The sequence below is a fragment of the Helicobacter japonicus genome, assembly GCF_000762845.2.
In the GTDB taxonomy this organism is placed as follows: domain Bacteria; phylum Campylobacterota; class Campylobacteria; order Campylobacterales; family Helicobacteraceae; genus Helicobacter_C; species Helicobacter_C japonicus.
Window position 1 is genome coordinate 1 of record NZ_JRMQ02000040.1, and the last position, 1,610, is coordinate 1,610.

3 protein-coding genes are annotated in these 1,610 nt (G+C 32.2%); all 3 read right to left on the reverse strand.

Annotated elements, in window-relative coordinates; genetic code table 11:
- Window positions 1-35 precede the first annotated feature (35 nt).
- On the reverse strand, window positions 36-362 hold the full coding sequence (locus LS65_RS09680) for a hypothetical protein (protein WP_236096716.1): 327 nt from the start codon (window positions 360-362) through the stop codon (window positions 36-38).
- Between the two features lie 169 nt (window positions 363-531).
- On the reverse strand, window positions 532-966 hold the full coding sequence (locus LS65_RS09690) for a hypothetical protein (RefSeq protein WP_034361048.1): 435 nt from the start codon (window positions 964-966) through the stop codon (window positions 532-534).
- Between the two features lie 33 nt (window positions 967-999).
- Window positions 1,000-1,610, reverse strand: a 611-nt coding sequence (locus LS65_RS09695) for a hypothetical protein (RefSeq protein WP_236096717.1), incomplete at its 5' end; no start/stop codon positions are given.

A 1,610-nucleotide genomic window follows, 5' to 3' on the forward strand; every position in this document is an offset into this window, starting at 1 on the left:
AATGTTTAGAGAGAGAAAGGAGGAAGTGGGAGAACTCATAGGTTGTTCCTTATATAAGAGGAAGTGTTAGGTTTATCATAGTCCAATCTTTTTGTATTATTATCATTAGGTAATCTCATAGCAATGACTTGCCTATAAATTAGCTCTCTTGTGTCATATTTTGGAAATTTAATTTCCTTTTGCAAGTCTTGTTTGAAAGCATCTAAAATATCCACGTTAGGAATAAAGTATTCACTAGCAAAACAATGATAATCCTCACCGCAGACTTCTTGCTGATATTTGGATTCATCATATTCTCTCTCTATAATCACTTCCGCATACGCAAAAACTAAACAACCTAACAGCAAAATTAACTTTTTCATTCATTGTCTCCAAAAGTATTTTTATAGCCCTCTTGCAGAATTTCTAAAGGGTCAGTTATGTCTTCTCTCCTATTTGCGTGATATGCGAGGCGGCTTGTAGTTATACACCACACATATCAATAAAGCAATCAATACCCCTTGAAGTAATTGTTTCATTTTGTATTTTTCCTTATGGTGTTTGTCCTAGCTTACTTTGTTGAAAAACATACGTTCTACCGCTATATTCATCAGTGATTTTAAGAGTATTTCTTTTTAGCTCAAAGCTAGGATTGGGACCACCGCAAAAATCAATTTCACCACGATAATGGATTTTATTTTCCCCATTTATTCGCTCAAATATTCTTAAAGTGCCGCCATCACACGCATTTCCCATAGGAACATCTTGAAATATCCAAATCTCATTCCAATTTCCAAGTGGTGCGTAAAAAACCAATCTTGGTTCATATTCATACTCACATTCTCTTTGATAAATTACTTTATCGTTGATAGTAATACTGCATTGATCGCTTTTAACATTTGTAGAGACAGAGAAAGTAGAGAAAGCTCCTTTAAATGTCTCTTGAATACTTGCAGAAATTTCATCGGCATTAAGTAAATTCAACAATATAATGCCATAAATAGCTAACTTTTTTATTTTTTATCCTTTGTATTTTTCTAAACCTTCTTTAAGGTATTGTCTTGCGACAGCACCAGCCTCACCCTTTGTCAAGATACCATCTTTATTGATATCTAAGCCTTTATTTTTATCATACACAACATTTCCTTTGGTTGAAATAATATAATCATTTGGTTTTCCAACAGCTATTGGATAAAAAATCACCATATAAATATCTTCAATATTTTTTATTTTTCCCTTATATGCTTGAAAATATTTCTCAACATAATCAAGTTGTTCAACTTGAGTCATTTTAGCTAACTCTCCTGTGCTAGTTCCTAATTTTTTTGCAGTAGATTCTAAAAATTGTATCAGTCCTGTAGCTGTAGCAAGCGGATTCTTTATGCTAGGCGAAAATGTTCTAATAGTTTCAAGAGCCATACAAGACATTAAGTAATCAGGATTTATTTCTAATCTTTTACAAATTGCTATTACTTTTTTCTTAAATTCTTTGGATACATTTTTATGTCCTCCCCAAGCTATTTTTATATCTCCCTCATACCCCACCTCTAGTTTCACCTTATCTATTTCATAACCTTGAGTTTTGAGAGTATCTATCTTTTGTTTGAGATTCAATATAAAGTCTTTATAAG

Excerpts from the sequence above, each read along its gene's own strand:
- LS65_RS09680 (WP_236096716.1), bottom strand. The coding sequence starts at position 362 with ATGAAAAAGTTAATTTTGCTGTTAGGTTGTTTAGTTTTTGCGTATGCG.